At 69.0% G+C, this 26399-nt stretch carries 27 protein-coding genes, 2 pseudogenes and 1 riboswitch; of the genes and pseudogenes, 13 read left to right on the top strand and 16 right to left on the bottom strand.

The features are described from left to right. Positions 1 to 274: 274 nt before the first annotated feature. Both OG792_RS19850 and OG792_RS34745 read right to left on the bottom strand, forming a co-directional pair. Positions 275 to 1849 carry an ATP-binding cassette domain-containing protein gene (locus tag OG792_RS19850; protein WP_329100999.1) on the bottom strand — a complete coding sequence of 525 codons (1575 nt, stop codon included), beginning with the start codon at positions 1847 to 1849 and terminating at the stop codon, positions 275 to 277. A gap of 112 nt (positions 1850 to 1961) precedes the next feature. Continuing rightward, positions 1962 to 2144, bottom strand: a pseudogene (locus OG792_RS34745) (hypothetical protein); the annotation flags it as partial. Positions 2145 to 2879: 735 nt separating this feature from the next. Here OG792_RS34745 and OG792_RS19845 point away from each other — a divergent pair. After that, complete coding sequence (locus tag OG792_RS19845; protein ID WP_329100997.1) at positions 2880 to 3404, top strand: winged helix-turn-helix domain-containing protein; 525 nt, start codon at positions 2880 to 2882, stop codon at positions 3402 to 3404. Positions 3405 to 3415: 11 nt separating this feature from the next. Here the strand turns inward: OG792_RS19845 and OG792_RS19840 are convergent, their stop codons facing one another. After that, positions 3416 to 3637 carry a hypothetical protein gene (locus OG792_RS19840; protein WP_329100995.1) on the bottom strand — a complete coding sequence of 74 codons (222 nt, stop codon included), beginning with the start codon at positions 3635 to 3637 and terminating at the stop codon, positions 3416 to 3418. 23 nt (positions 3638 to 3660) lie between these two features. On the opposite strand from OG792_RS19840, the gene OG792_RS19835 reads away from it, so the two are divergent. From OG792_RS19835 to OG792_RS19825, 3 genes are all read left to right on the top strand, one after another. Continuing rightward, on the top strand, positions 3661 to 3951 hold the full coding sequence (locus OG792_RS19835; protein ID WP_329100993.1) for an MBL fold metallo-hydrolase: 291 nt from the start codon (positions 3661 to 3663) through the stop codon (positions 3949 to 3951). After that, positions 3951 to 4919, top strand: a complete 969-nt coding sequence (locus OG792_RS19830) for an amidohydrolase family protein (RefSeq protein ID WP_329100991.1) — start codon at positions 3951 to 3953, stop codon at positions 4917 to 4919. Before OG792_RS19835 ends, OG792_RS19830 begins: the two co-directional genes overlap by 1 nt. An 88-nt stretch (positions 4920 to 5007) precedes the next feature. Then, positions 5008 to 5958, top strand: coding sequence for an NADP-dependent oxidoreductase (locus tag OG792_RS19825; protein WP_329100989.1), 951 nt, complete (start codon positions 5008 to 5010; stop codon positions 5956 to 5958). A gap of 173 nt (positions 5959 to 6131) precedes the next feature. Here OG792_RS19825 and OG792_RS19820 read toward each other — a convergent pair whose 3' ends face one another. Beyond that, on the bottom strand, positions 6132 to 7007 hold the full coding sequence (locus OG792_RS19820) for an alpha/beta fold hydrolase (protein ID WP_329100987.1): 876 nt from the start codon (positions 7005 to 7007) through the stop codon (positions 6132 to 6134). Positions 7008 to 7117: 110 nt separating this feature from the next. Next, entirely contained in the window at positions 7118 to 8320 is a 1203-nt protein-coding gene (locus OG792_RS19815; protein ID WP_329100985.1) for a low temperature requirement protein A, read from the bottom strand. Positions 8321 to 8588: 268 nt separating this feature from the next. Here OG792_RS19815 and OG792_RS19810 point away from each other — a divergent pair, with 268 nt between their 5' ends. After that, entirely contained in the window at positions 8589 to 9881 is a 1293-nt protein-coding gene (locus OG792_RS19810; RefSeq protein WP_329100983.1) for a low temperature requirement protein A, read from the top strand. Between the two features lie 71 nt (positions 9882 to 9952). Here the strand turns inward: OG792_RS19810 and OG792_RS19805 are convergent, their stop codons facing one another. Together OG792_RS19805 and OG792_RS19800 are read right to left on the bottom strand one after the other, a co-directional pair. After that, positions 9953 to 10996: a non-reducing end alpha-L-arabinofuranosidase family hydrolase gene (locus OG792_RS19805; protein ID WP_329100982.1), complete on the bottom strand. Its 1044-nt coding sequence runs from the start codon at positions 10994 to 10996 to the stop codon at positions 9953 to 9955. Continuing rightward, positions 10993 to 12315, bottom strand: coding sequence for an endo-1,4-beta-xylanase (locus tag OG792_RS19800; RefSeq protein WP_329100980.1), 1323 nt, complete (start codon positions 12313 to 12315; stop codon positions 10993 to 10995). Before OG792_RS19800 ends, OG792_RS19805 begins: the two co-directional genes overlap by 4 nt. 619 nt (positions 12316 to 12934) lie before the next feature. Here OG792_RS19800 and OG792_RS19795 point away from each other — a divergent pair. Both OG792_RS19795 and OG792_RS19790 read left to right on the top strand, forming a co-directional pair. Beyond that, positions 12935 to 13144, top strand: a complete 210-nt coding sequence (locus tag OG792_RS19795) for a hypothetical protein (protein ID WP_329100978.1) — start codon at positions 12935 to 12937, stop codon at positions 13142 to 13144. 469 nt (positions 13145 to 13613) lie between these two features. After that, positions 13614 to 13868, top strand: a complete 255-nt coding sequence (locus OG792_RS19790) for a hypothetical protein (protein WP_329100976.1) — start codon at positions 13614 to 13616, stop codon at positions 13866 to 13868. 54 nt (positions 13869 to 13922) lie between these two features. On the opposite strand, the gene OG792_RS19785 is transcribed toward OG792_RS19790, so the two are convergent. Beyond that, positions 13923 to 16790 carry an nSTAND1 domain-containing NTPase gene (locus tag OG792_RS19785; RefSeq protein WP_329100973.1) on the bottom strand — a complete coding sequence of 956 codons (2868 nt, stop codon included), beginning with the start codon at positions 16788 to 16790 and terminating at the stop codon, positions 13923 to 13925. A gap of 351 nt (positions 16791 to 17141) precedes the next feature. Between OG792_RS19785 and OG792_RS19780 the strand changes: the two genes are divergently transcribed. From OG792_RS19780 to OG792_RS19770, 3 genes are read left to right on the top strand one after another with little or no spacing between them, the layout of a single operon-like run. Continuing rightward, a complete protein-coding gene (locus OG792_RS19780) occupies positions 17142 to 17504 on the top strand; it encodes a DUF2089 domain-containing protein (RefSeq protein WP_329100971.1) in 363 nt (120 codons plus the stop codon). After that, positions 17501 to 17761, top strand: coding sequence for a hypothetical protein (locus tag OG792_RS19775; RefSeq protein WP_329100969.1), 261 nt, complete (start codon positions 17501 to 17503; stop codon positions 17759 to 17761). Before OG792_RS19780 ends, OG792_RS19775 begins: the two co-directional genes overlap by 4 nt. Positions 17762 to 17782: 21 nt before the next feature. Further along, the gene (locus OG792_RS19770; RefSeq protein ID WP_329100967.1) at positions 17783 to 18211 is read left to right on the top strand and encodes an SHOCT-like domain-containing protein; all 429 of its coding nucleotides are present in this window, start codon (positions 17783 to 17785) and stop codon (positions 18209 to 18211) included. Positions 18212 to 18324: 113 nt separating this feature from the next. Here OG792_RS19770 and OG792_RS19765 read toward each other — a convergent pair whose 3' ends face one another. The 3 genes from OG792_RS19765 to OG792_RS19755 form a co-directional block, all read right to left on the bottom strand. Next, complete coding sequence (locus tag OG792_RS19765) at positions 18325 to 19152, bottom strand: tautomerase family protein (protein WP_329100965.1); 828 nt, start codon at positions 19150 to 19152, stop codon at positions 18325 to 18327. A gap of 189 nt (positions 19153 to 19341) precedes the next feature. After that, positions 19342 to 20538 carry an NAD(P)/FAD-dependent oxidoreductase gene (locus OG792_RS19760; protein WP_329100963.1) on the bottom strand — a complete coding sequence of 399 codons (1197 nt, stop codon included), beginning with the start codon at positions 20536 to 20538 and terminating at the stop codon, positions 19342 to 19344. Positions 20539 to 20630: 92 nt separating this feature from the next. Continuing rightward, complete coding sequence (locus OG792_RS19755; protein WP_329100961.1) at positions 20631 to 21575, bottom strand: RNA polymerase sigma-70 factor; 945 nt, start codon at positions 21573 to 21575, stop codon at positions 20631 to 20633. Between the two features lie 27 nt (positions 21576 to 21602). Between OG792_RS19755 and OG792_RS19750 the strand changes: the two genes are divergently transcribed. Then, on the top strand, positions 21603 to 22250 hold the full coding sequence (locus OG792_RS19750; protein ID WP_329100960.1) for a shikimate kinase: 648 nt from the start codon (positions 21603 to 21605) through the stop codon (positions 22248 to 22250). Positions 22251 to 22376: 126 nt separating this feature from the next. Here the strand turns inward: OG792_RS19750 and OG792_RS19745 are convergent, their stop codons facing one another. Both OG792_RS19745 and OG792_RS19740 read right to left on the bottom strand, forming a co-directional pair. Further along, a complete protein-coding gene (locus OG792_RS19745) occupies positions 22377 to 23027 on the bottom strand; it encodes a class I SAM-dependent methyltransferase (RefSeq protein WP_329100958.1) in 651 nt (216 codons plus the stop codon). A 77-nt stretch (positions 23028 to 23104) separates the two neighbouring features. Beyond that, on the bottom strand, positions 23105 to 23986 hold the full coding sequence (locus OG792_RS19740) for a helix-turn-helix transcriptional regulator (RefSeq protein WP_329100956.1): 882 nt from the start codon (positions 23984 to 23986) through the stop codon (positions 23105 to 23107). Between the two features lie 449 nt (positions 23987 to 24435). Here OG792_RS19740 and OG792_RS19735 point away from each other — a divergent pair, with 449 nt between their 5' ends. Beyond that, complete coding sequence (locus OG792_RS19735; RefSeq protein WP_329100955.1) at positions 24436 to 25059, top strand: helix-turn-helix domain-containing protein; 624 nt, start codon at positions 24436 to 24438, stop codon at positions 25057 to 25059. Between the two features lie 278 nt (positions 25060 to 25337). Here OG792_RS19735 and OG792_RS19730 read toward each other — a convergent pair whose 3' ends face one another. Next, positions 25338 to 25694: a hypothetical protein gene (locus OG792_RS19730; RefSeq protein ID WP_329100953.1), complete on the bottom strand. Its 357-nt coding sequence runs from the start codon at positions 25692 to 25694 to the stop codon at positions 25338 to 25340. A gap of 10 nt (positions 25695 to 25704) precedes the next feature. Between OG792_RS19730 and OG792_RS19725 the strand changes: the two genes are divergently transcribed. After that, the gene (locus OG792_RS19725; protein ID WP_329100952.1) at positions 25705 to 25833 is read left to right on the top strand and encodes a hypothetical protein; all 129 of its coding nucleotides are present in this window, start codon (positions 25705 to 25707) and stop codon (positions 25831 to 25833) included. On the opposite strand, the pseudogene OG792_RS19720 reads toward OG792_RS19725, so the two are convergent. Both OG792_RS19720 and OG792_RS19715 read right to left on the bottom strand, forming a co-directional pair. Next, positions 25822 to 25893, bottom strand: a pseudogene (locus tag OG792_RS19720) (helical backbone metal receptor); the annotation flags it as partial. The gene OG792_RS19725 and the pseudogene OG792_RS19720 overlap by 12 nt on opposite strands. A 171-nt stretch (positions 25894 to 26064) precedes the next feature. Beyond that, a riboswitch (adenosylcobalamin (AdoCbl) riboswitch) is annotated at positions 26065 to 26207 on the top strand. After that, complete coding sequence (locus tag OG792_RS19715; RefSeq protein WP_329100950.1) at positions 26175 to 26399, bottom strand: hypothetical protein; 225 nt, start codon at positions 26397 to 26399, stop codon at positions 26175 to 26177. (Overlaps the previous riboswitch by 33 nt.)

Genomic DNA, 26399 nt, shown 5'->3' with positions numbered 1-26399 from the left:
GTGGCGCCGGGATTCGGCCGCCGGGAAGGCATCCGAATGCCGCCGACGGGCGACACGCACGGGTGCCAGGACCGAGCGTGCTCCGGTGATGCCGGACAGCGAAAGAGGTCCCGGTGCCCGTTCCGGTCAACCTGCCCGATTCGTGACGCTGTCCGACGGGGCAGAATCGAAGCTGGGCTGGGCGTCACCGGCCGTCGAATGCCGTCGCCGGTGACCGCCTTGCCCGAGAACTGCCCACGAACACCGTGGTTCGTCCGGTGCGATCCGAGACGGGTCAGCGAGTTGTGGTCGTCGACCGTGACCTGTCAGAGCTGCCCGACGTCTCCCGTCGCCAGGCGGCCCGGCGCGCGGCCTGCTGTTGCGGGTCTGCGGTCGGCGCTGCCGCGAGTAGTCGCCGGGTGTAGGGGTGAGCGGGTGCGCGCAGCACCTCGGGCGTCGGGCCCTGTTCGACGATTCGGCCTCGATGCATCACGGCGAGCCGGTGCGCGAGCTGTTCCACCACGGCGAGGTCGTGGCTGATGAACAGGCAGGCAAAGCCGAAGCGGTCCTGCAACGATCGGAACAGTTCCAGAATCCGAGCCTGCACCGAGACGTCCAGGGCACTGGTGGGCTCGTCCGCGATCAGCAAGGCCGGATCGAGGGCGAGGGCACGTGCGATCGCCACCCGTTGACGCTGGCCGCCGGACATCTCGTACGGGTAGCGGTCGCGCAGTGTCGGTGCCAGTTGGACCGCTTCGAGGAGCTCGTCCACTCGCTGCCGCAGGGCCGTCGCGTCCAGGTCGCGGTGCAGCACCAACGGTTCGGCGACGCTGTCCGCGACGGTCTGCCGCGGGCTCAGCGAGGACGCCGGATCCTGGAAGACGACGCCCATCTCGGACCGGACCCGGCGCAGCACCCGGGCATGACGCCACGGGCGGCGGGCGACCTCGCCGACGTCGGTGCCACCAACCAGGACGGTTCCGGCGACCACGGGGACCAGACCGGCCAGCACCCGGCCGATGGTCGACTTGCCGGACCCGGACTCACCGACCAGGCCCAGCACCTGTCCGCGCTCGATTCGAAGTGACACCCGGTCCACCGCGCGGACCCGGTCGCCACCACGACGTCCCGGATACTCGACGACGACATCCCGCAACCGGACCACCGCCGGTGGCGGGACGGCGTCCTCCGGCGGCTGTCCGTTCCGGACCGTCCCGACGATCGCGGCCGGGGTGCGCCGTGGTGCCGGGATCGGCTCGGGTGCCCCGGCGGCCGACGTGGTCGACGGGTCCCACAGCCGCAGTTCGGCGAGTTTGGGCACCGCCCGCAGCAGCGCCATGTTGAGGGTGAAGCCGAACAGCAGGATGCCCAGTAGCGCCACCAGGTAGCTCGGTGCGGAGACCCCGACGGTGGACAGGAGCATCGCGGCCCGGTCGACCGCCGTTCCGCGTCGGACGGCGGCGAGCACCCCGGCGCCGACGCCGATGACCAGCCAGAGCAACGCGGCGCCACCGGCGATGGAGAAGGTGACCGGTGCTCGCTCCACGATCAACTGGGTGACCGGCTGGTTCAGCCGGAAGGAGTAGCCGAAGCAGGGCGCGGCGCAGTCGACCGAGGCCAGCCCGGAGCCGAAGTGGCGGCCGGCGACGATGCCGCCGAGGAAGTCGAGGTACTGCCGGGTCCAGGGCTTGTCATACCCCATGAACGCGCTTGCCTCGGCCAGCCGTTGCGGTGTGCAGGGTCGACCGCAGGACAGCTGGGCCGGGTCCGCCGGAAGCAGATAGAAGACCGCGTACGTCAGCACGCTGACCACCAGTAGCGTGCCGATCATGCCGAGCAGGCGCAGTGCGACGTACCGGACGGCTTTCATCGGCGCGTCCCCCGGCTGCGTGGGTCGGCTCGACGCCGAACCAGTGCTCGGCGCTGATCCCGCCGCCGAAGCCGAGCGGCTCGCCGGAGTCGGAGATCGCGGTCAGGTCGTAGGTGTAGGGGTCGTGCCCGGCGATCGAGGAGAGCAACGGTGCCGCGACCGCGACCACGAGGAAGAGGAGGACGATCACGCCGCCGACCACCGCCCAGCGATCGGCGAGCAGCCGACGCAGGAGGTGCCGGGCCGTCCGGGGGGTTGCGGGAGCAGACGGGGCGAGCGGGATGTCGACGGACACGTGGGTCTTCTCCGGGGTGGTGAAGCGGGATGCCGGCTAGCTCCACCGTCGATACGTCATCGACGATCGACGGCGCCGATCGTGTGGGCTTTCCCGTCCGGTCGGGAGTGCCGGATCGAACTTGACCCATCTGTGTACGGGTCGCGACGAGACCCCGGTGACCTGCCACGCTCGGTCGATCTTTCGATGTATCGGCAGCTCAGTAGCCAGATCGTGCAGTGGTCGGTGCCGGGGTGGAGCGGTCGATCCATCGACGAGGCTAAACCAAAGAGAGACCTATAACACATACGTGGTTAGTAGGAATTAACCACCTCGTAGGTTTTTCACAACAACTTCGCCCGATGGTGCCGTCGGGGGATGTCGCCGGCCGCCCGGCCGCCGACGGTCGGGCCTTGACAGAGCGTGCCCGCAACCACAAGCATCTGTGACATGGAAGCGCAGGCTCGAACTCTCATCGCCTGTCTGGTGGTCGATCTGGTCCGCTACGCCAGCGCCCGGTGTCCCTTCTGACGCCCGGTACAACCACGCTGCCCCACGGATCGATCCACCCGCGCTGACCATTCCCCACCGCGCCGCCGCGAACCGCGCCGAAACCAGCGCCGCCGTTCGGCCGGCGCAACGGTCGACCGTCGGCTCGGGAGGGCGCGCGTGCCCGTACGACCCGACCGGTCGGACGGCCACGGTCTCCGCCGTGGATCGCCAACACCCGACGACCCGCCATGCTCAGGAGGAAACATGTCCATCGCCGCCCTCGCACCGCTTTCGACCCCGACCGTCACCGCGCACCGACGGCTCGCCCGGGTCGCGGTCAGACTCGATCTCGCGGAGGAAAACCGGGACTCCCGGACGCTCGAACTGGTGGAAGCGCTCCGGCGGCTGCTCCTGCCGGCTGTCCCGGTGTCCACGGTCCACATCCATCCGGAGGTGCGCGCCGTGTTCCGTGGCGCGGCGAAGATCGCCCTGACCCGGCTGGAGTTCGATTTGCTCCTCTTCTTCGCCGAGCATCCCGTCCGGGTCTTCAGGCGGTCACAGCTACTCGGTGCCGTCTGGGGCAACGCCTATATCGGTGAGCGCACGGTCGACGTGCACGTACGCCGACTGCGCGAGAAATTGGGCGAGGAAGTGCCGCTGCTGGCAACCGTGCACGGGGTCGGATACCGCCTGGATGACGATGCCGACCTCGTCATTGTCCGTACAGTTCACGAAGCAGCTGTGACGAACGTTGCGCCGGAAATGATTCCGCCGATAACAGTCGACTAACACATCGGCAATCACCGATTCGAGTCGCCGATGCCGACCGCGACCAGCAGTACCGGGATCATCACCGGCGCCGGCAGCACCACCCTCCTGGTTGAGCAGGAACCGCCCGTCGTGGGTGAACGGCTGCCTGGTGTAGAGGCGCCGTCGCGCTGCAACGTACCGGGGACTACATCGCCGACAGCATCCGGCCGCTGCGCGATGCCGGCGTACTCGACCTGATCCCTGCCGACCACGTGCTGACCCCGGAGATCCACCTGTGCCGGCGTTCGGCCACACTCCCGGCAACGTCTACCTGGTGGTCGAGTCGGCCGGGCAGCGGGCCCTGTTCGCCGGGGACATGCTGCACCACGGCGTCCAACTGGAGCGACCGGAGTGGAGCATCCGCTACTGCGTCCTGCCGGACGACTCGGCCGACCAGCGTCGCCTCCTGCTGGAGCGGGCCGCCGACTCCGGTGACCTGCTGGTGCCGACCCACTTCCCGTTTCCAGCCGCCGGGTACGTGCACCGGGCCGAACGCGGCTTCACGTACACGTTCATCGAGGTCTGATGGGTGCGGACGGCACCGGGCGGTTGTACATCGCCGACTTCCACACCCACTACGCCTGTCCGGCCTACCCGGCACTACCACCGCGCAACACGGCACGGTCGCTGGCGGGCCGCTGGGACGAGCTGGCCCGCCGGATCGCCGACCCGGACGACTTGCTCGCCGACTCCGGCCGGCAGGGCATCGACCTGCGGGTACTCAGCGCGCCGCCCGCGCTGGTGACCCCGCACGGCGAGCGCACCAGCCCGGCCGACCTGCGGCGGATCAACGACCACCTCGCCGAGGCGGTGTCGGCGGCGCCGGACCGGATCCGTGGCCTGGCCACTATCGACGCGTTCGGCGGCGAGGCCGCCGCCGAGGAGGCGGTACGCGCGGTCCGGGAACTGGGGCTGTCCGGACTGGTCGTCGACTGTGCCACGGAGGGACAACTGCTCAGCGCGGCGGCCGCCCGGCCGACCCTGACCGTCGCGGCCGCACTCGGCGTTCCGGTCTTCGCACACCCGATCAGTCCCGACCTGCTGACCGAGGCATTCACCGGCCTGGGCAGGTTCGGCACGTCGTTGGCCCGTGGCACGATCAACGCCGCGGCACTGCTGTCGCTGCTCAGCGACGGGGTACTGGACGACCTACCCGGGCTGCACGTGGTCTTCCCGATGCTCGGGGTGGCCGGTCTGTCCCTGGCGGCGGCGACCGACGAGGGAGAGGTCATCACCGCCGCGGCACCGTCCTCGCGCCGGGCACACGTCTACCTCGACACCATGGGATTCGCGCCGGCCGCGATCAGGTTCGCGACCGACCTGCTCGGCGCCGACCACGTGCTGGTCGGCGGTGACTGGCCGATCGGTGTCCGCGACACCTCGCGGGAGCGGGTCGAGACGGCGCTGGCCCGGGCCGGGCTGGACCACCCGACTGGTCGCCGGGGCCAACGCACTGCGGCTGCTGGGTCAACCCGTGGGGAGACAATGACCTGAACGGGCCCATTGGCGGGTTGTGGAATACCCGGGCCGGCAGCGCTCTCACTTCGGTCGAACGGACGGGCTGTTCCCTTACCCTCGGTGAATGAGAGCAGTCCAATTCACCGGGTACGGTCCACCCGAGGTTGTGCATGTCGCGGAGGTGGAGGCGCCGCACGCCGGTCCGGGCGAGATCCGCATCGCCGTACGGGCCTCCGGCGTCTCGCCCGGGGAGGTGTCGATCCGCTCCGGGGCGTGGCGTGACGTGGTGCCCACGGCGTTTCCGTTCCGGACCGGGTTCGACGCCGCGGGCGTGGTGGACGAGATCGGTGACGGCGTGACGGGAGCGGGCGTCGGTGACGAGGTGTTCGGCATGACCGGTTCGGCCACGCGCGGTGCCAATGCCGACTTCGCGGTCCTGACCGCCTGGGCGCCCAAACCGCCCGGGTGGAGTTGGGTGGAGGCGGGCGGCGCCGCGGGCAGCGTCGAGACGGCCACCCGGGTCCTCGACCGGCTCGCGGTCGACGCCGGGCAGACGGTGCTCGTGCAGGGCGCGGCCGGTGGGGTGGGCACCGTCGCCGTCCAACTCGCGGTCGCCCGCGGTGCCACCGTCATCGGTACGGCGAGCCAGCCCAACCACGACTTCCTGCGCTCCCTCGGCGCGGAGCCGACGACGTACGGGACGGGGCTCGTCGAACGGATCCGTGCGCTGGCGCCGGCCGGGGTGGACGCGGTGTTCGACTGCGCCGGAGGGGCGCTGCCGGACCTCGTCGCCATCGCCGGTGATCCGGCGCGCGTGGTGACCATCGCCGATTTCACCGCGGCGGCCCGGGGCGTACACCTGTCGCACGGAGCGCCGGCCGGCGACACGGGTGCGGCGGTGGGAGCCGCCGCCGACCCGCTGGCGTTGCACGGCCTCGCGATCGCGGTCACGCTCGCCGGCCAGGGCCGGCTGCGGGTGCCGGTCGCGGCGGCGTTCCCGCTCGCCGAGGCCGCCGCCGCGCACGCACTGAGCGAAAGCCGTCACGCCCGCGGGAGGATCGTGCTGGTGGGCTGATGCGCCCGTTCGTGACCGGCCAGCCGTTCCGGGCCAAGTACCTGGACCAGGCGTTGGGGTACCTCGCGGCGCAGCCCGACAGCTGGGTGACCACCAGCGACGAGATCGCCGAGCACTACCGGTGGGCCCGGCCGGGCTCTTCTCGTACCCTTGGTCGCGCTTGCCCACGACGGTCAGCGAGCGTCCAGCACGTCGCGCAGCCGCAACGAGAACTCCTCGGGCTTGCCCGCATAACCGAACTCACCACCGACGAAGCCGCCGTGGTGGCTCGGGAACACCACGGCCTCCTGGCCGAGCAACGCCGCCGTGCCCGCGGCCGTACGCGCGGTGTACGTTCCCGCCGACTCCTCGCCGACCGCGATCACGATCCGGGTCGGTGCGGCGGTGAGTACCCCCGCCTCGGGACGGTAGTCACTGATCGCCCACGAGTCCTTCGACAGCAGTGGATCGCCGCGGGTGCCGTCGTCGTCGGTCGACATGCCGAACATCGCCGGGTCGGGCGCGGGCTGGGCGAAGTAGGCGTCGGTGAACTCGCCCTGCCAGGACGTCATGGCGATGAACGCGGCCATGCCCGCACCCGTGCCCTTCGCCCGGTACGCCTCGTGGAAGGCGGCCCGAGCGCGTTCGGCGGCCGTGGCGTCGGGGAGCACAGCGTTGATCGGCGGCTCGTGTGCCACCAGCGTGACGACGTCACCGGGGTGGGCCGCGACCAGTTCGAGTGCGGTCACCGCACCGCCGCTGCTGGCGAACACCTCGACCGGACCGGCGCCGAGCGTCTCGATCAGCAGATGCAGGTCGGCCGCCTGCTGCTGCGGCGTGTGGTCGGACCGGCCGTCCTTTCGGACGCTGCGGCCCAGGCCGCGCGGGTCGTAGGTGACGACCGTGCGGTCCGTGAAGTACGCGGCGAGCGTTTCGAAGCCGCCCGCCGTCATCGGCTGGCCGATCATGAGCAGCGGAGGGCGCCCACCGGACGGGGGTAGCGGGCCACGGACGTCGTAGACCAGGTCGACGCCGGGTGTGGCGAGGGTGTGCGTCAGCTTGTTCGTCATGCCGGTGAGACTACGGCCCGCGCCGGCCGTGTTCGGGCGTCACGCGGCGAGCCTGCCGGCGGAGGGCATCTCTGGTGGCCGCGCGCCTCACCCGCGGGCCCGTGACCTGGTCAGATCGGCGGCGCCGGTGACTCCGGCGACCGACCGCGTGAGCGCAGGGCGTCCAGGACGGCGACTCCGACCAGTACGCCGGCGGCGGTGCCACTGGCGGCGAGTGGCGGTGCGTGCAGCAGCGCCGGTATCGGGGCGGCCAGCACGAGGATGCCGGCCACCCGCGACGGGGAGATCCGGCCGAAGACCTGGAACTCGAAGGGTGTCCGTCCGGTCAGGAAGAGGATGGGGCCGCCGAGGATGGCGAAGAGCCAGGCCGGATCTCCGTGTCCGAGCGGGTGGGCGATGGAGAGTTCGTAGCCGACGCCGGTGAGGACGATCCCGGCGATCATGGTGAGGTGGGTGAACGCCGTGGCGACGCCGAGGCGTCCCGGGTTCCGGGCGCTCGTGATCGCCAGGGGCAGCACCCGGCCGGCGCGGTGGAAGTAGATTCGCCAGAGCAGCACGGTGGTCAGCAGGCCAAGCCCGAATGCGGTGGCCTGGTCGACGGTGAAGTCGCTGCTGCTGAAGGTGAGCCCGAGGACGAAGATCGATTCACCGAGGGCGATGATCAGGAACTGTTGGTACCGCTCGGCCAGATGCTCGGCGGAGAGGAGTTCGCCGCCGAACCAGGACCGGCCGAGCCGGGGTGTCGGCCAACCGAGTGCCAGGGCACTGAGGTCCAGCACCACCGCGACGGTCCAGAGCAGGCCCCGGAGTGGTTCGTCCGCGAGTAGTCCGCCCACGATCCATGGCACACCGCTGACCCCGGCCCAGAAGATGATCCGTAGGGACACGGCCTTGTCCCCTTGGCGGTGGGTCGCGACGAGGAAGTACATCGACCGGCCGACCTGGGTCGCGACGTACGCACCGGCGAAGACCAGGGCCCGATCGCCGAACCCCTCCGGTAGCGCGACGGCCATCACCATGCTGCCGATGAGGGTCAGGATCACCACTACCTGGACCTGCGGCGCCTCGGGGTCCAGCCTGCTCGTCGCCCACACCGTCGTCGTCCAGACGATCCACAGAGCGAGGAAGAGCAGGAGGGTCTGACCGGCCTCCGGGAGCAGGATCCGCTGCTCCGACGTGAAATCGGTGATCAGCCGTTGCGAGACCCGGGTGAGCGCGAAGACGAAGACCAGGTCGAGGAAGAGTTCGAGGAAGGACGCGCGCTGCGAGGTGCTCTCCTCGCGAAGCAGCGCGGCGTCGCCTGCTTCACTCATTCGACACCGATTTACTGTCGAACGGGCCGGGCCGGCGAAGGAGCATCGCATCCTCCCTCATTGGTGATCCTCACACTCAACGAACCAGTGTCACCATCGGCACTGCCGCCGGTGGGTCACTACGGCACGTTGCAATTGCCCAGCGCGTTGCCTGATCTATATTCATTCCAATTTGGGTTGGTTCTGTCGACCTGAGTGGAGGGGAACGGAACCGCCGCAGGGGTCGGATCGATCGGATTCATCCGCTATCACAGGAAAGACGCGGGACATGCCTGGACGACAAGCGGTACATCTACGCAAGGTGGCACCGGGCGCCCGGGTCGAGCGACTGGAGGTCTTCTTCGACCTCGTCTTTGTCTTCGCGTTTTTCAACATTGCCCGAGTGGTGTCGTCCGACCTGTCCGTCGACGGCCTGATCCGTGGCCTGCTGGTGCTCGCGTTGCTGTGGTGGTGCTGGTGTTCCCACATGATCTGCGCCAACCGGGTCCGGCTCAGTGAGGGCGTCGCGCCCGTGGTGATCTTCGTTGTCATGGCGGCCACCCTCGCCATCGCCCTGAGCATTCCCGAGGCGTTCGCCGACGCGCCCGGTGGGGTGAACGGCTCGTTGATCTTCGCCGGTTGTTACCTCGTGATCCGAGGACTGCACCTGATGCTCTACTGGCTCGCCGCGCACGATGACCCGGGCATGCGGCGCCAACTCCATCGTTTCGCGATTCCGATGCTGGTGGCGACCGCCCTGCTGGTCGCCGCCAGCCTGGTCCCCCGGGAGCTGTTCGGCCTCAACCACGTCACCATCGCGACCATCCTGTTCGCCCTGGCCGTGGCAGTCGAGTACGGCGTGGGTCCGTTCATCGGCGTCTCGGGCTGGACCGTCGCCTCCGCCGGCCACTGGGTCGAGCGGTTCGAGCTGATCATCATCATCGCGCTCGGCGAGACGATCATCTCGGTCGGCGTCGGCAGCGACCTGATCGGTCGACCGGTGACCTGGCCCGCGCTCGTCGCGGCGGCCCTGGGAATCAGTCTCACCGCCACCCTCTGGTGGGCGTACTTCGACATCATCGGCACCGCCGCCCAGCAGACCATGCACGCCACCCACGGCCCCCAGCGCGTCCGACTGGCCCGAGACGCCTACATCTACCTGCACCTACCCATGATCACAGCGCTCATCCTGCTCGCCCTCGGCGCCGAGGAGCTGCTGGCACACCTGGGCGTCCGTCATATCGACGTCGGTGCACCGCAACCCGGGCCCGGAGTGCCGCTGATCTACAGCGGAGTGGCCCTGTTCTTCCTCGGTCATCTCTTCTTCCAGCTGAGCATCCTGGGCACCGTCGCCTGGAGCCGGGTCGCCACCATCGTGCTGCTCATCGCGCTGATCCCGCTGGCCGTACACCTGCCCGCGCTCGCCGCGATGGCCCTCCTCGCCATCGTCTGCATCACCCTGGTCATCGTCGAGGTGCTCGTCTTCTCCGGTGCCCGCCGCGCCCTGCGCGAGGCAGACCGCCAAGAGCGGACCGCACACGAGGAACGGGAAACCGACTGGCGCCGCGAGCGCTACGAGTGACCGGAGCCGTCGACCCACTACCGGCGGCTCGGGTGGTTCCGAGCCGCCGGGATAGTGGTTTGTGGATGGCTTCAGCAGGTGGTGTCGGTCTGGGTGAGGAGGCCCAGCCGCCAGGGCAGGCTGTTGTAGTTGCCGTCGGCGCCGGGACTCTTGCCCTGATAGAGGTATTGCAGGTTGCCGGGGTCGACGGTGAGGTTCTGGTCGTAACCGTCACGGACCAGTTCACCGTGGCTGATGTCGCTGGTCCAGGCGGTGCCGGTGAAGGCCACGTTGTTGGAGCGGGCGAACGGGTTCGCTTCGCTGTCGGCGACCGTCCGCCACGGGCCGGCGAGGTTGTCAGAGGTCCAGGATCGGAACCAGCGCCGGCCGTCGCCGCCGATCGCTTCCACCAGTAGGAGGTACTGGTCGCCGACCCGGTAGACGTTGGCCGCTTCGAACAGCCGGTTGCGGTCGGCGTCCTGCATCGCGATGACCGGCTGGTCGAACCCGTTGGGAAAGCTCGTCAGCGAGGTCTGGGACCGGTACAGGTGGCCGTTGTCGTCGGAGGAGAACAGGTGGCAGGTGGTCGTGTCGCAGATGACCCACATGTCGACCCAGTAGCCGTTGCCGATGTTCTGCCGGATGATCTCGGGCATGCCACTGTAGAAGTGCCGTGGTGCGGTCCAGCCGCCGGGGTTGCCGATGTCTGGGTTGGTGGAATAAGAGGCGTTCCCGGTCTGGTAGACGAGGTACCACAGTTGTTGTGGGGCAAAGTAGAACACCTGTGGTGCGGCGCGGTAGCCGGCGCCGAGTGGTGCCTGGTCGAGGTAGTGGTGGGTGGCTGTGCCGGCCCGGGGCCACTCGGTGAAGTTGAGGTAGACGAGGCTGTAGCCGGCTGAACTGGCCATGCTGGCGAAGACGTGGTAACGCCCGTTGTAGTAGACGACGGACGGGTCCTTGATTCCGGCGAGGTTGCGGGAATCCGTTTTGGGGCCGATCAGGGCGCCGGAGGAGTTCCAGCGGAAACTGGCCGGGAGGCTGCCGGTGGGCGGTGGCGTGGCGGGCTGCGGACCGGTCGGCCGGACCGACGTACGGGACCCGGTCCCGGGGCGGTCGTCGGCGCTGCCGTTGTTCATCGAGGTGAGCTGATCGACTGGACCGACGTGCAGGACGTGATCCGGGGTCGGGCGCCGGTGTTGCCGTTCATCATCGTGGTGAAGCCGAACGTGTTGCCGCTGCCGTTGGAACGTACCGTCATCACACTGCCGCTGCTGTCCCAGCTGAAGCTGCCGCTCCAGGTGGTGGAGACCCGCTGCGGCGCGGTGATTGCCACGACCACGGACCAGTTGCTGGCCCCGCTGACCGTCACCGAGCTGTTGTACCGGTCGCCCCAGACCGTGCCCGGCGTGACCGACGCCGTGCAGCTACCACCACCGGGCGGCGGCGTGGTCGGGGTGGTGGTCGGCGGCGGGGTGGTGGGGTTGGGGGCGCCGCTGTTCAGCGCGGCGAGCACCGCGTCGTACGCCGCCTTCTTGCCGCCCCCACCGTTGAACAGCAGCGGGTTCTCACCGGACCGCCACGAGTCCGAATCCCGAATACCCCAGACGGTGATGCCCGTGCAACGAGCCACCGCCAGGCAGTCGTTGGTCACATTGCGGTACGCGTCCGACGGCGCGTTACGGATGTCCAACTCGGTGATCTGCACATCCACCCCGAGCGCGGCGAAGCTGGACAACGTCGTTCGGTAGTTGCTCGGATAGTTCGAGCCACCCGTGAAATGCGACTGGAGACCGACGCAGTCGATCGGCACGCCACGGTTCTTGAAGTCCTGGACCATCCGGTAGACAGCCTGGGTCTTCGCATCGGTCCAATTGTCGATGTTGTAGTCGTTGTAGCACAGCTTGGCGTTCGGGTCCGCCGTCCGGGCGGCGCGGAACGCGGCCTCGATCCAGTCGTTGCCCGTGCGCTGGAGGTTGGAGTCACGCCGGGCACCGCTGGATCCATCGGCGAACGCCTCGTTGACCACATCCCACCAGGTGACCTGACCGCGGAAGTGGGTGGCGACCTGCGTGACGTGGTTGAGCATCGCGTTACGCAGCGCCGTACCCGACATGGCCTGCATCCAGCCGGGTTGCTGGCTGTGCCAGGCCAGTGTGTGGCCGCGCACCTGCATGCCGCGCGAGCGGGCGTGCTGCACGATCCGATCCGCGTTGCCGTAGCTGAACTGGTTCTGGTTCGGCTCGGTCGCGTCGATTTTCATCTCATTTTCCGGTGTTACCTGGTTGAACTCCCGGTTCAGGATGGTCGTGTACGCCGAGTCATTCAACTTGCCCGCCGCGACAGCGGTGCCGAAGAATCGCCCGCCACGCTCGGCCGCCGACGCACCCAGGGTCGTGGCCGCCTGTGCCGAGGTGCTCACCACAACTGCGGTGCCGGTAACGAGGAGCAGGCTCATGATGCCCAGCAACAGCCGGGAGGAGCGGAGCCGTCTCCGCGTCGGGCGCTGGTCCGCCGCAACGGATTGATTCATCATCCTGGTATTCCTTCCTCTGGTGAGTTGACCGGATCCGCGGGTCGACAAGTCGACGGCGACGATCCCGGTTTGATCGGGTCCCGGAGCCCATGGCGTTGCTGGGAGAAGTCACGGCACCGGAAATCAGCGACAGAACGGCTCATGGCCGTGCCTCGCACCTTTCGGCCGGTAGCCGGGCTGGACAGGCGGCGGAAGGGGTGACGCCGGCTTCGCGTCACGGATCGTTCGTTACCGGTCCGCTCGCGTCACGCCCTCGGTCGCTGAACAAGGCCCGTGATGTCCGCGGTTCGTGTTGAGGTGGGTTGACCTGTGTGCATCTGCTCCTCCGGGTCGACGGGGCGGCGGGGGACCAGCTCGTGATGCCGTCGGGGGTGGACCGACCCCGGCCGTCGTGGGGGTGCCAAGCTGTCTGCGGCCTAGGTTACGAAACTTTTCCGAAATATCCAAGGCCCTAAATTTTTGTACTCGGCCGGCCGGTGGCCTGGGTCGGGGTTGAAGGGTGCCCTGATAGAACACGCTTTTAGCAGCTCAGAGCGCCTAGGTGACGATCGACTGGCGACGACGGTTTGGCATCGACGTGTTCGTTTCGAAGGCGCCGGCCACCCTTCGTCCGGTCGATCTGCGCCTCGTCGGCCCGCAATTTTGCGGGCAGGTGGGCGAAAATTTTCAGACCCACGACCCCGACTATTCGGTGTCTGACCTGGGTCTTCGTGGTGGAAGGCCAGGTCAAGAGGGAAAGTCACAGACTTGAATCCTATGAAACTTCTCCGTAACCTCTCGCCCTACGGGTGACCACAGGGTCAACGTCGCAGCTCAACCGGCTTCGGACCCCACCCGCACCCACCACCATCGCCCCTTTCCGGTGGCTCACGTCCAGGACCACACCGGGCACCACTACAGCAGCGGTCCCGGCTCGCCGCTGTCCGTCGGGCGGCCGCCGCACCTAAATCCCGAATGGTCATCGGGCGGCAGCGGCAGCCACACTCGCCACGCACCGCGCAGGCGGACCGGCCTGGCTGCCTGAGCCAACGGCTTGCCGACGGGGTGTGCCACTTCCTGTGGCCCTCCGGGCACGCGGATTGTTCAGCGTTTGTTGTTCACCGCGCCGGCGTCGATCGTGAAGAAGAAACCGCTGCTAGACAGGTCTCAGCACAGGGGGCGGGGCGTTCGACCACGATCGCCGCTGAAGACGACCGCTCCCGGAGCAGAGAGGGAGAGCCATGGGTATTCGAATGAAGCGGGCGGCCGGGCTGCTCGCGGCGGCCGTGGTGGCGACGGCGGGAGTCGGTTTCGGCGCGCAGGCAGCGCAGGCCGCACCGCCCGGCTACGAGTTCCTCACCTACTACTACTGGGTGGAGGACTGCACCAGGGCCGGGCACGCGGGTGTCGACGAGGGACGCTGGCAGCGGTTCACCTGCGAGGACGGTAGCTGGTTCCCGGGGGACGACTACGAACTCTGGGTCCTCTACTACTGATCCGGCACCGCGATCCGGGCGGCCGGTTCGGCGATGGACGGCCGGCGTGCTGGTTCATGTCGGCCGTCCACGGCAGGGCGGGCGGTAGTCCCGACCGGGGAAGTAGGTCGCCCAGTGCTCCGGGCCGATTGGGCCGTCGACGGAGTCGCACACCCAGGCCGCGGCCGAGGAGACGTCGAGCTGGTCCAGGGGCGTACCGGGAATCTTCCACAGGATGGCGGTGTCGTCGTCGCTGGCGGTGGCGAGGACCCGCCCGTCCGAGCGGAACGCGACCGACACCACCGGCTCGGTGTGTGCCTTGAGCACCGCGACCTGCCGGTAGTGGCCGGGTTGGGCCACGTCCCAGAGTCGTGCCGTCTGGTCCTCTGCCGCTGTGGCGACGGTACGCCCGTCGGGGCTGAACGCGACCGAGCGGACGATGCCGTCGTGGCCCGTGAGTACGCCCAGCTCCCGACCGCTGGCCAGGTCCCACACGCGGGCGGTGCGATCCTGGCTGGCGGTGGCGAGTCGGGTCCCGTCGGCGCTGAACGCCACCCATGTCACCCGGCCCCGGTGACCGGTGACGATCCTCGGCCGGTCCGGCTCGGCGAGGTTCCACAGCGCGACGGTGTGATCGAAGCTGGCGGTGGCCAGCACCGTGCCGTCCGGTCCGAACGCCGCGCCGACGACAAACCCGGTGTGCCCGGTCAGGGTCATGAGTTCGCGCGGGGCGCGCGGATCGGCGACGTTCCACACCTTCGCCGTACGGTCGCTGCTGACGGTCACCGCCGTACGGCCGTCCGGGTGGAACGTCACCGCGTTCACCTCGCCCCGGTGTCCGTGCAGGGTGGCGAGTTCGACCGGGTGGCGCAGATCGGCGACCTCCCACAATTTGGCCGTACCGTCCCAGCTCGCGGTCGCCAGCACCCTGCCGTCGGGGCGGAAGGCGGCGGCGTTGACAGTGCTGGCGTGGCCGGTGAGTACGGCGGCGACCTCGGGTCGACGGGCATCGGCGACGTCCCACAGACGGGCCGTACGGTCGTGACTCACGGTCACCGCGGCGCGTCCGTCGGCGCGGAGGGTCACGGCGTTCAGGTTCGCGTCGTGTCCGGACAGACGCGCACTGTGCGGAAACGGGATCATGGCCAACAGGCTTGCCCGTGCCTCGGCGGTCGGCGCCAGCCGGTACGCGGCCAGACTGAGCTGCGCCGCCAGGTCCGGATCCTGCCCGCGCAGCAGGCCGGCCTTGCCGGCGACGATCTTCGACAGCGCGGTGTCGCTCTGCCGGGCGGCGGAGCGCTCGACGTTGACCGCGTACGTCACCGCGGCGGCGGCCAGCACCAGCAGGACGCCGAGCAACGCCACAGCCTGGCCCAGCCGCCTGCCCCGCTGGCGGGTGAGCCGATGCTCGGCCAGTTCGGCCGCGCGGCTCGCTTCGAGGAAGGTACGTTCCCGGCTGGCCAGTGTGCCGCCGTTGCGTGCTGCCCACTCGCGTGCGCGGACCAGCCGCACGCCGCGGTAGAGGGCACCGTCGTCGTGGTCCAGGGCCTCCCAAGCCTCGGTCGCCTCGGTCAGCGCGCGATGCACCCGCAGTCCCTCGCGGTCCTCGGCGAGCCACTCCCGCAGCCTCGGCCATGATCGGAGGAGTGCCTCGTGCGCGATCTCCACACCGTCCCGGTCCAGGGTGACCAGGCGCGCGTGGGCGAACCGGTCGAGCACCGTACGGGTGTCGGCGTTGTCGTCGAGCTCGACCCGGTCGACCCGGCGTTTGGCGTCGCCGGTGCCCTCGCCCGGCTCGGTGAGCCGCAGCAGCAGGTTCTTCGCGATCTTCCGCTGACCGGCGGAGAGTCGGGCGTAAACCGCCTCCGCGGTCTGGGTGAGCGCGCCCGCGATGCCGCCGGCCGCCCGGAACCCGGCCAGCGTCAGGGTGTTCCCCCGCCGCCGCAGCCAGGTTTCCAGCAGTACGTGCGACAGCATCGGCAACACCCCCACCCGACCGTTGGCCTGGGCGACCAGTTCGGTGAGCAGCGCGGTCTCGACCGCATAGCCGGAACGGACCGCCGGCTGGGTGATCGCCAGGCGTAACTCCTCGGGGTTCATCGGGCCGACCGTCACCTGGCCGTCGCGCAGCACCTCGACCAGGTCCGGAAAGGCGGTGCAGTGCGCGTAGAAGTCCGCCCGTACCCCGAGCACCACCCGGCATCTGCTGTTGCGGGTGAGCGCGGCGGTGAGCAGCGCGTCGATGAACCGGCGCCGTTGCTCGTCGTCCCGGCAGAGGGTGAAGACCTCCTCGAACTGGTCGACCACGATCACCAGTTCGGCGTCGTCCGGCGCGGCCGAGGCGATCATGCGGTGCAGCGCGCGTACGTCCGTTCCCGGCACCGCCACCGGTGATCCGGCGTGCCGGGCGAGCTGGATCGCGCATTCCTCGATCGGGTGCGCGCCGGGGGTGAACAACAGCACGGGGTCGGGCAGTCTCGGCATCACCCCGGCCCGGAGCAGCGAGGACTTACCGACGCCGGACGCACCGAAGGCCACCACGACGCGTTGGCGTGCCAGCCGGGACCGCACCTCGTCGACCAGTCTCTCCCGACCGAAGAACCGCTCGGCGTCCCGGGGCTGGAGCGAGGCCAGCCCGGCGTACGGTGGCTCGCGGTCATCGCTCTGCTCGGGCGCCGGCAGTTCCGCCGCGACCTCGCGCCACCGCTCCTCCCAGTCTTCCGTCGAGCCGCCGCAGGCGGCGACGTAGGCCAGCGTGACCGCCATGCTCGGCAGCTTGTGGCCGGCCGCGGCCTGGGAGAGGGCCGCCTCGGAGTAGTGGGCGCGGCCGCTCAGCTCCCGATAGGTCGGCTTGCCCGCTTTTTCCCGAAGCAGGCGCAGGTCGCGGGCGAATCGCAGCAGGGCGGTGTCACCCGGATCGAGTGGGCGCTCAGCTCGCGGCATTGCCCTCTCCCGCTGATCTCTCCGAAGCCTTCGTATCGCACATCGGGGCATCGATGCCGGGCGACGTGTCTGTCGCACAATCCGGCACCTCGGACACTTCGCTTCGAGCATCCCCGAACTCCGGGGGAACCGATGTCAGTGTTCGGACAGCACCGGCGGCGAGATGCACCGATCCCGTGGGTGATAGCACGGCTGGCCACCACGGGGACACCGCGGATCGCGGACGACAGGGGAGCGGCGGCCGGCCAACGAAGATCAAATTAAGAAACTCAAGGTTTTCGCGTTGACACCTTGAAAAAGTTAATATACAAATGAATGACGGGTGAGTTGCCGAGGGTGAGGGAGCCGAGGGTGGACTGGCAGGAACTGACGGATCTGACGCGCGGACAGCCGTTCGTGGTCGAGCGGGTGCGCCTGGCCGGCAGCGGCGTCGCGGTCGAGGGGCAGTTCGAGCCGCCGCAGCTGGCGCAGCTGAGCATCGACGACCAGGTGTTCGTCGCCGCGTTCGTGCGGTCGCACGGTTCGATCAAGGAGATGGAGCGGATCTTCGGGGTGAGCTACCCGACGATCAAGGCCCGGCTGAACCGGATCGCCGAGCATCTCGACTTCGTCGACACCAACCCGGCGCCCACCGGCGCCGACGTCGTCGACCGCCTGCGGCGGGGGGAGATCAGCGTCGAGGAGGCGTTGGTCGAGCTGGAGAAGTCCAGATGATCCCGCAACTGGTGACGTACCGTCATCGCCGTTCCGACGGTCGCTGGCTGCGGCTCTACGTCCCCGTCCTGCCGGTGGCTCTGCTGCTCTCACCGCTGCTGCTGCTCGCCGTGCTGGTCGGACTGGTCGCCTGCGTCGTCTTCCGGGTGAGTCCGGTGGGCGCGCTGCGCGGCACCGGGCAACTGCTGTGGGCGCTGCCCGGCACCCGGTTCGAGATCGGGGACGGCCGAACGGCCGTGCTCGTAAGCGTCAGATGAATCAGAGCGGGAGGAGCAACAATGAACGAGCAACGCCGCCAGATTCTGCACATGCTGGCTGAGGGCAAGATCACCGCAGACGAGGCCGAGCGGCTGATCGACGCCGTCGAACGAGAACAGCCCGAGTCGCCGCCGGGGGCCGCGCCCCGTCCGAAATCCCGACCCAGGTATCTGCGCGTGGTGCTGGTCTCGGAGGAGGGCAGCGGCGACGGGCCGGGCCGGATCAACGTCCGGGTCCCGCTACAACTGCTGCGCGCCGGGGTCCGGCTCACGAGCCTTATCCCACCGCAGGCGCTCACCCAGGTCAACACGAAGCTGCACGAGTCCGGGGTGCCGATCGACCTCACCCAGCTCAAGCCGCAGCACATCGAGGACCTCATCGAGCAGCTCGACGACATCACCGTCGACGTCGATCAGCCCGACGTGAAGGTGCAGGTCTTCTGCGAGTGACACCGCCACGGCGCCGGCCGCCCGTCCGCTCCACGCGGTCGGGCGGCCGGTTGGCGGCGGAGGGCGGCGGAGGGCCGTCACCGACGGACCCACGGTGCCCGGTCAGCGGCGCCCTAACCGGCGGCGCTGACGGCGGCGGCGGTGTCGGGATAGATCTGTGCCCGGACGAAGTTGCCGTCGGCGATATCGAACAGCCACATGTTCTCGGCGAACAGCGATTTCCCTGACTTCTTGCCCCGCCCGGTGACGGTGATCGCGGCGATCAGATGGTCCTCTCCCTCGATGACGCGGGTGAGGTCGGTGACGAAGGACTCGTAGTAGTCGCTCGCCCCGGTCACCCGGTCGAACAAGGTGCCGAACCCCTCCGGACCGGTGAACTCGCCGCCGTAGGGCAGCGATTTGGGCACCTTGAGGACGAAGTCGTCGCGCAGCATCAAGGTCATCCGGCTGCGGTCGTTGTCCTTGAACAGCTGGATGATCGCGTCCACCATTTCCGTCTTCGTGTAGGCGGCCCTGGTGCCGGATCCGGTGGCCGCGCGATCCAGTGCCTCGGCGGCGGCAACCTCGCTGGCGGCCACCCCGTCGGCGAAGGAGAAGTTGACCGGGGGAGTCACGTGGATCATGACGAACACGTCCGCCGGCTGCACCCCCGGGCCCTCACCGAGCAGCCTGACCAACGTTTTGTAGAACCGCCGCTTGGCCAGCTCGCCGAGGTCCAGGCCGACGGTGATCGTGAAGACGACGAAGTCGTCGGAGCGTGGCCCGCCGCGAAAACTGCGGTTGAAGATCATCTCATCGGGCTCGTGCTGGTGGACGAGCTGGAATCGGTCCCCGGGCTGCATTCCGAACTCCGCGACGAGCGCCTCGTGTACGGCGTTCGAGACACCTTCGAGGTATTCGCGGGACTTTCCCCGCGCGAGGGAGATATCGACGAAAGGCATGACGGTCCTTCCCGTGCCAGGTTCGATGCTGGATCACCCGGATCCGGCGCTCCCTCGGGCGTGCCGTGAACTCAATCATGTCGTACGACAAACACGTTAAGAGAGGTATCTCGTGCGATGTCGTACATCCAGCCGACAGCGGGGCGGGTGCCCTCACATCGAGGGTGCCCGCCTCGCCGCGTGCACCGGTTAGGCCAGTTCCTTCACGGCCGGGCCCGCCGTGACCCGCTCCCGGGTGACACTGCGGCGCCGGGTCGGCAGCCCGAGCGTCGGGTTGGCCACACCCCAGACGGCGCCCTTGCAGACCAGCTCCTTGTAGACAGCGGCGAGCCGTCCGGTCAGGGCCGCCGCGACCGCGCGATCGTCGGCGGTCACGTACTGGATCAGGCCCTCCCTGCGGCCCAGCGAGATGCACTGGTTGAAGTAGCGCAACGCCGCGTTCGGGAGCTTCCCACCGGTCAGCCGGGCCGCGATCGAGTCCGCGGCCTGCCACGCCATCGGCACGCCCGAAGCGCACGCCATCCGCATCGGCCTGTTCCCCGCGCCCATCGCGAAGGCCGCGTCGCCGATCGCGTAGACGTCCGGGTGCGAGACCGAGCGCATCGTCGCGTCGACCACTATCTGGCCGGCGCCGGTGACCTCCAGGGAGGTCTGCTTCGCGATCGGGTGGACCGCGAAGCCGGTGGTCCACACGGTCACCGTGGCCGGGATGACCCTGCCGTCGGCGGTGGCGACGCGCTCGGCTTCGACAGCGGTGACGGCGGCGTGCTCGTACACGGTGATCCCGAGCTTGCCGAAGACCTTTCGCAGGTGCGCGCGGCCCTTGGGGGAGAGCGAGTCGCCGAGGCCGCCACGGGCGGCGAGGGCCACATCGAGGTCCGGCCGGGCCTCGGCGATCTCGGCCGCGGCCTCCAGCCCGGTGAGGCCACCGCCGACGACGACCACGGTCTGCCCGGCGTCGAGACGGGCCAGGCGCTCGCGCAGCCGGAGCGCTCCGGGGCGGCCGGCGATCTCGTACGCATGCTCGGCGGTTCCGCTGACGCCCCGGGCGTCCCAGCCGCTGCCGAGGGCGTAGACGAGCGTGTCATAGGCGAGTTCCTCGGACCCGTCGGCGTCGATGACGGCGACGGTTTTGCGGTCGACGTCGACGCCGGTGACCCTCGCGACCCTCACCACGACGCCGGTGCCAGCGAACATCTCGGTGAAGGGCCGGGGCTTGAGGGTCTGGCCGGTCGCAAGCTGGTGCATGCGTACGCGTTCGATGAAGTCGGGCTCGGCGTTGACGACGGTGACGGCGACGTCCTCGCGGCGGAGCCGCTTCGCGAGGCGGCCGGTCACGATGGCTCCGGCGTATCCGGCGCCGAGGACGATGATGCGATGCTGCATGTCCGTGCTCCTGTCTGACGCGGGTTCGCCACTTGAACCGGGCGGGCCGCGGTTTGCTGACAGGAACACGTTGTGAAGCACCTCACACGAGGTCAGAATCCGCTGAACAGCGGTTCCCCGTGGTCGGAGGCCGCGAACCGCTCGGTCGCGCGCCCCAGCTTGTCGGGGTTGACCTGACTACGGACCGCGGCGATGCCCTCGGTGGTGATCTCCAGGCACATGACGCCGACGACCCGGCCGCCGACGACGACCACGACGGCGGGATCGCCGTTCGCGGTCCAGGCGTAGACCTCGGCCGCGCCGCCGAGCACGGCCCGCTTGGCCTCGGTCGGTTTGAACAGGCCCCACAGGAACCTCGCGACCGCACGGGCGCCCTCGAACGCCCTGGTACGGGCCGGGACCTTGCCGCCACCGTCGCCGATCGAGATCGCGTCCGAGGTGAGCAGCCGTACGAGCGGTTCGATCTGGCCGCTCGTGGCGGCGGCCAGGAACTCCTCGACGATCCGCCGAGCGGCGACCCCGTCGACCTCGGTACGGGCCCTGCCGTCCGCCACGTGCTTCTTCGCGCGATGGAGAATCTGCTGGCAGGCAGCCTCGGTGAGGTCGAGGATCTCGGCGATCTCCCGATGTGGGTAGTCGAAGGCCTCGCGCAGCACGTACACCACCCGCTCGTTGGCGGACAGGCGCTCCATCAGGGTGAGGACCGCGTACGAGAGCGATTCGCGTTGCTCGGCGGTGTCGGCCGGGCCGAGCATCGGGTCCCCGCCGAGCAGCGGCTCCGGAAGCCACTGGCCGACGTAGGTCTCGCGGCGCGCCCGTGCGGAGGTGAGCTGGTTGAGGCACAGATTGGTGAGCACCTTGGTCAGCCAGGCATCGGGGACCTCGATGCGGTCGACGTCAGCGGCCTGCCAGCGTAGGAACGTCTCCTGGACGGCGTCCTCGGCCTCCGTCGCGGAGCCGAGGAGCCGGTACGCGATGGCTTCCAGACGGTGCCGGGAAGCCACGAACCGCTCGACGTCCTCCGGGGACAGGGGCATGACCCCGATCCTATGTGAGGCTGAAGGATGCGACTCGGAGGGAAGAACACGGACGCCTCGGCACTGTTCGGCCACGTCTACTGGATCGGTGGCGGGAGTGGTGCGGGCAAGTCGACCATCGCCCGTCGCCTGGCGGACCGGCATGGACTGCGACTGTACGCGACCGACGACGTGATGTCGGACCACGCCGGCCGCAGTACGCGGGACGACGCCCCGCTCCTGTCCGGCTTCATGGCCATGGACCTGGACGAGCGATGGGTGCACCGATCCCCGGAGACCATGTTGGAGACATTTCACTGGTTCCGGGGCGAGGGCTTCGACCTGATCGTGGAAGACCTGCTGGCGCTGCCGAAGGATCCTCCAGTCCTGGTCGAGGGCTTCCGGCTACTGCCCCATCTCGTACGGCCCCTCGCCGTATCCGGGCACGCCGTCTGGCTTCTCCCGACGCCCGCCTTCCGCCGGCACGCGCTGGACAGCCGGGGCTCCACCTGGGGCATCGCCGGGCGGACGAGCGACCCGGATCGAGCCCTGCACAACCTGCTCGAACGCGACCGCATGTTCACCGACCGCCTCTCCGAGCAGACGAAGCTCCTCGGACTGCCGATCGTCGAGGTCGACACGACCACGACCGAGGACGAACTGACCGAGCAGGTGGCGCAAACGCTGGGAATCTGAGGTCCGGTACGTCTCCAGTGCCTGTCGTCACCTATCCCCACCCTCGACCGGCTCGACGCTGACCTGGCTCGCCCAGCACCACTACACCGACATCGGCTGGTTCTTCGCACCGTGATGCGGTGCGGATCAGCGGAACGTGAACATGCGCGTGCCCGCCTGCGGTGCGCGGGTTGCGGCCGGTGTGTCGAGCTTGTTCATGCCGACCCGGAATCTGCTCTCCGTGGCGCTGGTGAACGACAGCTCGGTGAAGCCGTGGTCCCGGAAGTCCGCCCGGACCTGCTGGCTGGGGTCGTCGCCCCCGTCCCGGCCGGCCCGGGTCCAGATGACGATCGCACCGGGGGCGAGCAGGGCCGGCAGGGTGGCCACTGTCTGCCGCGTGTCGGCGGCGGAGATGTTGCCGAAGACGCCGCAGGCCAGCAGCAGGTGCGCGGGCGGCACGTCGAGGTAGGTGTCGACGGCGCCCGCGTCGGCGACGCGCACCTCCACACCGGACAGGCCGAGGTCGGCGGCCGTCGTACGGGCGCGTTGCGCCAGCACCGGGTCGAGCTCGACCAACAGCACCCGGACCCGGCGGTGTTCGTCCTGCTCGGCCAACACCGGCAGCACGTCGCGGCCCTCACCGGCGCAGATGCTCACCACCTGCTGGACGCCGTCCGTGCCGCAGGGCGCCTCGGCGAGCGCCCGGCGCAGGTCGCGGCGCACCACCCGGAGCCGGTGAGCCAGCGGCGAGTTCGGCTCGTCGTATTCGTCGTGCCACTTCTGCCAGTCCCGAGTCATCGCGCCATTGAACCAGTGACCGGTGCCGCACGTCGGAAACCTCGGGGGCTGGGTGGAGCACCGTGCGGCCGGGTCGCTCAGGCTCGCGTACGGGATGGTTGGTCGTGGAGTGGGTCGACCGGCCGGCCGGGCTCCGGTTGCCGGACCCGGTCGTGACGCAGCGCGGTTTCGAGTGACGAGCCGGGCTCGACCGTGTAGGTGACCAGCAACTGGTCGGGTTCCTCCGGCAGACGCAGCGCCCGGTAGGCGAGGGCACAACCGCCGAATCGCGGATGTCGCAGGCGGTAGGTGCCGTGGGTCTTGTCCAGGACGTCCTGGTCGGCCCAGAGTTCGTGGAAGTCGGGACTGCGGCCGAGCAGCTCGACTATGAGCGCGGACAGGATCACATCGTCCGGGCAACGGCCCAGGTCCAGCCGGAGTCGGGCGATGACGTCGCGCGCCTTCACCTCCCAGTCGCGGTACAGCTCGCGGGTCGCGGGGTCGAGGAACACCAGCCGGGCCATGTTGCGCCGTTCCGGCGGCAGCGCCGCGAAGTCGGCGAAGACCAGGCGGGCGGGTCGGTTCCACGCCAGCACGTCGGTGCCGCGTCCCACGACGTACGCCGGCACCTCGCCCATCGTGTCCAACAGTCGTTGCAGTCCGGGTGCGACCTCTTCGGCGCCGCGACGCGGCGGACGTCGCGCCGGGCGCGCGAGATTGTGCAGGTGTACGCGTTCCACCTCGGCCAGCTTCAGCGCGCGTGCGAGGGCGTCGAGCACGTCGGCGGAGACGGTGCCGTTGCGACCCTGCTCCAGCCGTACGTAGTAGTCGGTGCCGATCCCGGCCAGCCAGGCCAGTTCCTCGCGGCGTAACCCGGGCACCCGGCGCCGGTCGCCGAAGGTCCGTACGCCAGCGTCGTCGGGGTGTATCCGGGCACGGCGGGAGCGGAGGAACGCGGTGAGTTCGGTCCGTCGGTCCATATCCACATTCTCCAATGCGATCAGGCTGCCGGCGACCTCGTGAGGTGTCGCCCATAACACAGACAAAAGAGGCTCACAAGGGGGATGTGCTGCCCCTGTCTCCGGCAGTGCGCACCGGCTGACCATTGATCCAGCTGCTGATGGCCGACGGCCGCAACAAGAGCGAGCCGGGGAAAACCGCGTACGCCGCCGACCGGCAGCAGGGCTGGGTCAGGAGGGTTCAGGTTCCAGGATGGAGGCGTACCGGATGAAAGGCAACATCGGAGCCGTGTTCGGAGCCGCCGTGCGGTCGGCGCTGTCCGTCGGCGTCGGGAGGAGTCCGGCGCTCGCGGACGCGCAGTGGGGGATCATCGGGTACGGATTTTGCCATGGGGGTAGTTGTGGTCGAGTCCGTGTTCCGAAGTGACGATCTTCCTGCGGCCGATCGGTTCGCCTGTTGGTGTGAGTGCATGAGCAAGCCAATAGCGCCGATGGAAATGACGAGCGATCACGCTGCGGAGCTGATCCGTCAGTCCGACCCCGAGTGGTACCACCTGTCATTCATCATTGGGTCACTGGCGGGGCTCCTCGCTCGCCTGACCGCGGACTCCGGCAGCTATCAAATCTCGGACGGACCTCGGTTGGGAACCGTCCTGATCGATCTACTGTCAGCGTTGCTCGCCCACACACTCGACGCCGAAAACGCTCTCGCCCCGGAGGCGCGTCGACGGGTTCTGACCCTGCGCGTCCGGGCATTCATCGAGCAGCACCTGCATGAGCCAAGCCTCAGCGCGAGCACCATCGCCGCCGCGCACCATATCTCGATCAGTTACCTGCATCGTCTGTTTCAATCCGAGAGCGTTACGGTCGGAAGTCTGATTCGGAGCCAGCGTCTGGAACGGGTCCGTGGCGATCTGGCCAACCCCGCTCTGCGAGATATTCCGATTCACAGGATCGGGGCTCGTTGGGGATTCAGCGATCCGGCGGTCCTCAGCCGCGCTTTTCGTGCCGCTTACGGCATCCCGCCCGTGAACTACCGCCACCGGGCAAGGGTCAACTTGGAGGGGCAGCGGCCCGAGACCGACGCACCGTGATCAGGAGATCCGTAGGGAACCGGCCCGGTTGATGATGCGGCGACGCGAGCGAATCGTCCCTGACACCGGCACACAGTTCCTTGTCGATGCGTCGACGAGAGAATCACGTGACCGGGTGCACTAACGACCAGATTTGATCCCCGACGCCGACCGGAGCCGATCACCGGACACCGGGCCGCCGTCGTGAGGCGCCTGGCGATGGCGTGGTCGGGGGATCGTAGTGGCAGACGATGTAGCCGCCGATAGCCCTGAACCGCCCTGAGTCGATTCTCGAACCCTCATCCGAGGAACGCGCGCGAGCGTACGGCGGTCGGATCGAGCACTCTCGGTAGCGGCGGTTCCCCTCCGCCGCAGAACACGTACCGGGGCTCGCCGCCCGAGCGGGCGTCCAACCGGTAGACGCCCTGGTCTCCGGTGATGCGCCAGTCCACGTTCGGCGGCGCGCCCTCCCCATCGCCGTGGCGAAGTACGTAGATCAGGTACTCGCACGCGGGATTGAGTAGCGGTGCCGGTCCCGGATCCTGAGCCCACTCCGCCGAGGCCTGCCGGAGCGGCATCCGGCCACCGATGCGCACCTCACGCCTCGGGGCGGCGGGCAACGTCGGGGCGACCCACAGCACTTCGAGGATTCTCACCGTCGTCAGCGTGTACGGCATCGAGGGCCTCGCCGGATCGGGCGGCCACGAGTACGTACGTTGTTCGGTCAAGTCGATCACCGATGCCCGGATGACCGCGTGGCTCTCCGCCAACAGACCCGACCGGGCCGACGAGTAGTCCGGGCAGGGTGACCGCGACCGCCTCGGTCAGCGACGGCACCGGTGACACCACGCGCAGGGTCTTCCCTCGCCGCAGGTCGGTCGGGTGTGGGTCCGTACCGTCCCCACCGAACGGATCAGCCGTCCGAACCTCTCAGCACGGTGGCGCTCGGACCCTTACACCCTCTACTGTTCGATACGCATCGACGTCTACGTTGGCCCGTGGTCGACCACGGACGTCGGGCGAGCCAACTGGATATCGATGTGCTCGTGACGAGGAAGCCGGTCGAATTCCGGCACTGTCGCGCAACCGTAGGTCATCGCAGATGACGAGTCGGGTCCACCACGCGGGCACATGTGTCAGACCACTGTCGCGTTAACAGAGGTGACCGCCCGATGCACAAGCCGCTTCATCGCCTCGCTCCGCGACACCTGCCAAAGGTCACCGGCGTCACCGACCTCGCGGTCAGCACGGCCATCGCCGCTGCCAGGCTCCAACACCCCCTCCGGCCGGCCGTGGCGCTGGTCGGCCTCGGCTTCCCGTTCGTCGTCGCGCTGTACGTCGGCCGACGTCACCTCGTCCAT

This window comes from Micromonospora sp. NBC_01699 (assembly GCF_036250065.1).
Taxonomy (GTDB): Bacteria; Actinomycetota; Actinomycetes; order Mycobacteriales; family Micromonosporaceae; genus Micromonospora_G.
The sequence above is the reverse complement of the archived record's forward strand: the minus strand, read 5'-3'. Positions and strand labels throughout refer to the sequence as shown.